Here is a 6181-nt window from a genome sequence, read left to right as displayed (position 1 = left end):
CCGAACTCAATTAAACCAAGATACAAAGCCCGTGAAAAACTCAAAGCGAAAATAGAAAATTTGACGAAGAAACTTTAGTTTCTAGGAGAATTTGTCTTTTTCGCACAGAGTTTAGGGCGTATCAAGATACAAAGGGCGTATAAAAAGCGAATGAAAAATAGGAAGTTCTTCGCAGAAGCTTGAGCTTCCAGAAGAAGTTATCTTTTTTCCAAGCTTTTAGCCCGAGTTCAATTAAGATGTGAGGACGTCAAGAAAATGGAAAGAAAAATAGGGAATCGGAGAAGATGACCTTTGTCATCAAGCCGATTCATCTTTTTTCTACCATTTTTAGTCCGAACTCAATTAAACCAAGATACAAAGCCCGTGAAAAACTCAAAGCGAAAATAGAAAATTTGACGAAGAAACTTTAGTTTCTAGGAGAATTTGTCTTTTTCGCACAGAGTTTAGGGCGAGTTCAATTCCAACAAGATACAAAGCCCGTTAAGAACTCAAAGTAAAAATAGGCGGCCAAACAGAAGTGGCTTGCAACTTCGTTGTGAGACCCCGGCGAAGATCGCTAGGCTAGTCACAAATGAAATGCAGAAAATAGCCAGCTAGCTATCGCCAATAAAACAAGTAACCACCAACAGTCTATGCCTAGACTGAAAATCTGAGCCCTTTAGGAAAGGCGTTTTTGAGGGTTCCTGATACGACCTTGGCAAATCCAAGACCATTACCGGCAACAACGACTTGATACCAACCATTGGGCAAATCCTTTGAGACTGCAATAGTCTGTCCGGCTACATACTGGAAAAATGCTTCCTCGGTGATCTCTACTCGTCGCTTTACTTCTTCGCTCTTTAAGGCTAAGCCCAAAGCAAAACTTGGCTCAAAGCGCTTCTTCTTAAAGGTTCCTAAATGCAGACCATTGCGGGCAATTCTGATATTGGAAAGATCAGGTAAGCCATGTGGGACTAAATAGAGCTGATCACCAAACACTTGCAAGAGCCCATCAGCTTTAAAATGGAGGCTTGTTTCTGCAAACTCCTGCCATAATCGACCTTGATCCCGACTGAGATTAGATCTATTTTCCTTGCCTTTCCTAGCTGCCTGCACTTCACCCCTATAGCGGAATTTAGCAACAAATTGCCCCTCACCCATAAAGCGATGTGGGTACATACGAGCTGTCTGTGGCAGATCAATTCCTGCTACCATTCCATTGATTTTGGGAATATCCAACAACTCCAAGTCATAATGCTCCAAGAGCCAGTGGACGATTGCCTCATTTTCTTCTGGCGCCCATGTGCAGGTTGAATAGATCAACTGTCCATTAGGAGCAAGCATCTCCATAGCAGAAATGAGAATTTCCCGTTGCAAGACAGCGCATTCACTGGGATAGGTTTTGCTCCAATAATCCATCGCTGCTGGATCCTTACGGAACATTCCCTCACCTGAACAAGGAGCATCAAGAACAATCATATCAAAATAACCTGCAAACACCTTTGCCAAACGCTCAGCTGATTCATTGGTCACAAGAACATTACGGGCTCCAAAGCGTTCAATATTTTCAACTAAAATTTTCGAACGTTTCTTTGAAATCTCATTGCTGACCAAAAGACCAGTATGATCCAAATAGGAGAGAAGATGGGTTGATTTCCCTCCAGGAGCTGCTGCAAGATCTAGCACTTTCATACCTGCAGTCGGTGCTGCTACCTGACCTACGATTTGCGCTGCCGGCTCCTGTGAATAGACTAGCCCTGTGACATGGGCTACTGATTTGCCAGAGACTTTTCCATAGTAAGACCACGGCATATTCTCAATCTTTGCTTCAAATGACCTCTGGCTTTCCTTTAGGGGATTGACCCGAAAACCTGCTACTGCTGGATCTTGAAAGCTCTCAAAAAAGGCTGGTGCTTCTGCACCTAGCAAGGAATGATATTTCTCTTTAAATTCTTCTGGTAGTGACATCACTGTAAATACCCTTTTATTTCTCTTATTTTCTCAGTCGGAGCAAGGATCACGTGTTCCCGACCGTAGAAGGCAGGCTTTTCTCCTTTGGTTGTCATCAAGGTATAGCCTAGCTTTTCACCCAAAATGCTCGCAGCTGCATAGTCCCAAGGATAAATATAACATGCTTGAGCCAGCAAGCGTCCTGTCAAGACATGCGAAAAACTTATCCCTGCACTACCGATGGAGCGCGTTCCCAAGGTCTGGTCTGCAAAATCTGCCAGACCATCATAATTTTGGGCATAAAGCCCTGCATTGAGACCGACCAAGCCTTCTTTCAAGCTCTTGGTTTGAAAGGGAGGTAAGGGATAATGGTTCTCATAGACCGGAAACTCCCCGCCACCGTGGTAGAGCTTGTCTGCCATCACATCATAAATACAGCCAAACTTGCCTATTCCATCTTCAAAATAAGCTAGCAAAACTGCAAAATCTGCCTGCTGAACAATGAAATTGGTCGTTCCGTCAATGGGATCAATAACCCAGACCTTCCCTTTAGTAAGTGGCAGATGCTCAGGGCTTTCTTCCCCTAAAATACAATCCGTTGGATAGCGCGCCAAAATGCGCTCTGTCAGACAAGCCTGCACTGCCTTATCCAACTGTGTCACCAAATCTGTAAAATGCCCCTTTTCTTCAATTTCCAAATCATCATGCAGGTGCTGTCGTAGAAAGTCTCCCGCCTCAAGAACAAGCTCTTTTGCAAACTGATACTTATCTTCCAAGGGAAACCACCCCTCTTCCCTGTTCTTTTGCCTGCTGCACTGCCCGGTAAGTTGAATAGCCTGATACTGCTTCAAATTCACGATCAATCCGCCGTTCTTCTCCCTTGCTCTTTACGACCGCTTTGAAGCCGTCATAGGCTTCTAAGAGAGCATTGGCTGTCACGCCTCCCTCGTAGGCCTTTTCCACCTGATTTAAAAAAGAAAGCACGGAGGAAAGCTCCTCTGTGCTCCACGAAAAATCAAGTGGATATGAATAATTCTTTTCCATATCTATCCTTGTCCTATCTCCGCTTTTAATGTTGCATTTTTTAATTCTTGCTTGCGATATTTCCGTGGTAAAAAAGCCCGGATTTCATCCTCATTAAATCCAATTTGCATCCGTTTCTTATCTAAGATAATGGGACGGCGTAGCAAGCTTGGATAGGTCGCAATCAATTCGATTAACTCTGAAATGGATAGTTCTTCGACATCAACATTGAGTTTTTGAAAGACCTTTGAACGCGTTGAAATCAAATCATCTGTACCATTTTCAGTAAAGGCTAAGATGGTTTTTAATTCCTCGGTCGTCAAAGGGCTAGTCATAATATTGTGCTCTAAAAAAGGTACCTGATGATTGGTCAGCCATGCCCTAGCCTTACGACAGCTAGTACAACTTGGGGATAAAAATAGTGTAATCATAAGCATACCTTTCTATCTGAAGCTCTTGCCCTCTATTATACACTAGATAGGAGCCTTTTACAAGATAAAATCCAATTTATCCCTGCTTTTCCTCTACTAAAGCCTCCATTTTCTCCTCTAATCGTTGCAACATAAGATTTTGTTCTTCAATTTTAAGGGTTAGCTCGTCCATTTTGGCATCTCGTTCACTATCGACAAAGAAGCGTGTGATAATAGCAGTCACCATCCCAAAGGTCAAAATACCAATCAGCATGAGGATGATGGCAATGATTTTCGCAATTGCCGTCTGGGGGACAATATCCCCGTACCCAACCGTAGTCATGGTTACAATCGACCACCAAAGGGAATTTAAAAAGGATTGCTTCTCCACAAAGGAGAGAAGAGCGCTCGCCACCATAACCGCAACTAAATTGAGAACCAAGATTTTAGAGAGACCATTGGTCTTCATCAATTTACGAACAACATCCCACAATTTACTCGAAACTGCAATCAGACGGGTGAACTTTAGGATCCCAAACAATCTGGCAAAACGGGCAATCCGACCAATCCTAAAAAAGGCTGCCACTTGAACGAAGGGCAAGATTGCAAGCAAATCAAGGATATTGCTACGAATATATTTCCCTTTATTATCAGAGTAATATAAATGGCTACTATAATCAAATACAAAGGTGCACCAAAGCAAGGTATCAAAAATACGATAAAAGAGACTTTGAGCAGAGATAAGTGCCAGCATTTCACTCACAATCAACAAAACATAGAGTATAGCCATCACAATCATTGCTATTTCATAGCGTGAATCGTTTATGATTTTCTTAATCATGATCCTTCCAAGTGAGCGCGAGGCGCTCGTCTTCTTTCATTTGTGTCATTAGGGCATCAATGCCATCAAATTTAATCATTTCCCGAATCTTTTCTAACCAATAAATCGTGATTCTTTCTCCATAGATGTAGCGTTCAAATCCAAATATATGGGCTTCTAAACGCAATTCTGTTCCATCAAAGGTGATATTTTTTCCGACACTCGCCATTGAACGGTAGCGCTTCCCTGCAATCTCAACATCAGCGACATACACACCGTCTCCTGGCAGATGGACTGCGTCTATCGGAGCGAGGTTGGCTGTTGGGTAACCAATGGTCCTCCCACGCGCGTCACCATGTACGACAATCCCCCGCGTCTCAAAACAGTAGCCTAATAATTGATTGGCTTTTCTCACTTGACCTTCTCGAACAGCCTGCCGAATCCGAGTGGATGATACCTTCTCACCATTTAGTTGTACTTCTCCGACTACTTCAACTTCTCCGTCAAAAAGCTCTTTCAACTCAGCAACTGTTGCCCTGCTATTTCCAAAGTGATAGTCAAAGCCAACCACCACCACACGGGCTTGTAGGGCTTTGATATAACGCTTGATAAATGCCTGAGGGCTGGTCGCAGCGAACTTACTAGTAAAATCAATCAAATAGAGCTGGTCAACTCCGTGTTCTTCAAAAAGTTGGTAACGACGTTCTCTACTAGTCAAGTGACAGAGCAAGTCTGGTTGGAAGCGGGAAAAGGCAAGCCTTGGCGACTCAGGAAAGGTCAAGACGGTCACCGTCAGACCGCGCTGATCGGCTATCCTACGCGCCCTATCAAAAAGTGCCTGATGACCTAGATGAATGCCGTCAAAATACCCCAAGACCAGTACGGTTTCACCTTGGGATTTGATTTCTGTATAATCGTTTATTGTTATCCGTTTCATCATTGTATTATTGTATCACAAAGTGTCAAAAAGACCTAGATAAAAACCTTTCTAGGCTTGTAGACAGCTCCTCTTTTTTCTAAGATGGCGATAAGGCTATCACAGTCAAAAGCAGCCAGCAAGTCAGCCCTTTCAGCTAGGGAAACAAAACGCCCGTGTGCTACTTCCACTACCTCTTCTTTCTTGAGCCTCACCTTTTTTAAATCACCAATCCCATGCTCTATCGGCTGTAGAAAAGAGAAGTCTCCTGCTTCAAATAAGGCTTTAATCTCTTGGATTGTCAGCGCATCTTGGATCACCATACCAGCCGATCCTGTTCGCACGAGCTTAGACATATGGCTGGCAAAACCGAGCCTTGCTCCTAGATCAACCGACAAGGTCCGCACATAGGTTCCCTTGCCACATCTCACTCGGAAGGAAAAACGGGCACACTCCCCCTCAAAAAGAAGAGGACTGGTTCGCTCAAACTGGGAAACCACCACCTGACGCCTAGGTCGCTCCACTCGCTCACCTGCCCGTGCATATTCGTAGAGCTTGCGTCCATTGACCTTGACCGCCGAATACATGGGAGGGATCTGTGTGATGGTTCCAATAAAACACTGCATGGCTCGATCAATTTCGTCTTCTGTCAAGTTTCTTGGAATCAAGGTCCGCTCTACTAGCTCACCTGAGGCATCTTCAGTTGTCGTGGTATAACCCAGAGTGATTTCTCCCTCATAGATTTTTCCTTCTTCCTGCATATACTCGATAAGGCGGGTCGCTTTTCCCACTGCAATGGGCAAGACCCCTACCACATCTGGATCCAAGGTTCCTCCATGACCAATCTTCTTTTCGCCTAAAATCTTACGCAGCTGAAACACCACATCGTGCGAGGTCATCCCCGCTTCTTTTTTTACATTGATAATTCCTGAAAGCATAGAACCATTATAGCATGTTTTACACTATTTCGTAACCATTCTCCTATAACCCTTATCACATACGCCCATTCCCGCTTCTTTTACACGCATCTGACTAGGAGACAAAACCTCAGATAGAACTGAAATTCAGTCTGGTAAGTCAACA

The 6181-nt window shown here is 43.8% G+C and carries 7 protein-coding genes; all 7 read right to left on the bottom strand.

Features of this window, described 5'->3' with window-relative positions:
* Nucleotides 1-636: 636 nt before the first annotated feature.
* The gene (locus ACVPON_RS05920; protein ID WP_462877119.1) at nucleotides 637-1947 is read right to left on the bottom strand and encodes an RsmF rRNA methyltransferase first C-terminal domain-containing protein; all 1311 of its coding nucleotides are present in this window, start codon (nucleotides 1945-1947) and stop codon (nucleotides 637-639) included.
* Nucleotides 1947-2705, bottom strand: a complete 759-nt coding sequence (locus tag ACVPON_RS05915) for an inositol monophosphatase family protein (protein WP_462877117.1) — start codon at nucleotides 2703-2705, stop codon at nucleotides 1947-1949. The genes ACVPON_RS05920 and ACVPON_RS05915 overlap by 1 nt, the downstream gene beginning before the upstream one ends.
* Nucleotides 2695-2973: a UPF0223 family protein gene (locus ACVPON_RS05910; protein ID WP_462877115.1), complete on the bottom strand. Its 279-nt coding sequence runs from the start codon at nucleotides 2971-2973 to the stop codon at nucleotides 2695-2697. The genes ACVPON_RS05915 and ACVPON_RS05910 overlap by 11 nt, the downstream gene beginning before the upstream one ends.
* A gap of 2 nt (nucleotides 2974-2975) precedes the next feature.
* On the bottom strand, nucleotides 2976-3383 hold the full coding sequence (locus tag ACVPON_RS05905; RefSeq protein ID WP_462877113.1) for a Spx/MgsR family RNA polymerase-binding regulatory protein: 408 nt from the start codon (nucleotides 3381-3383) through the stop codon (nucleotides 2976-2978).
* 76 nt (nucleotides 3384-3459) lie between these two features.
* A complete protein-coding gene (locus ACVPON_RS05900) occupies nucleotides 3460-4203 on the bottom strand; it encodes a potassium channel family protein (RefSeq protein WP_462877111.1) in 744 nt (247 codons plus the stop codon).
* Nucleotides 4196-5119 carry a bifunctional riboflavin kinase/FAD synthetase gene (locus ACVPON_RS05895; protein ID WP_462877133.1) on the bottom strand — a complete coding sequence of 308 codons (924 nt, stop codon included), beginning with the start codon at nucleotides 5117-5119 and terminating at the stop codon, nucleotides 4196-4198. The genes ACVPON_RS05900 and ACVPON_RS05895 overlap by 8 nt, the downstream gene beginning before the upstream one ends.
* Nucleotides 5120-5154: 35 nt before the next feature.
* Nucleotides 5155-6036: a tRNA pseudouridine(55) synthase TruB gene (truB, locus tag ACVPON_RS05890; RefSeq protein ID WP_462877110.1), complete on the bottom strand. Its 882-nt coding sequence runs from the start codon at nucleotides 6034-6036 to the stop codon at nucleotides 5155-5157.
* Nucleotides 6037-6181: the final 145 nt, after the last annotated feature.

The organism is Streptococcus sp. 1F3, from assembly GCF_054968985.1.
This window is presented reverse-complemented; position numbering and strand designations above follow the sequence as displayed.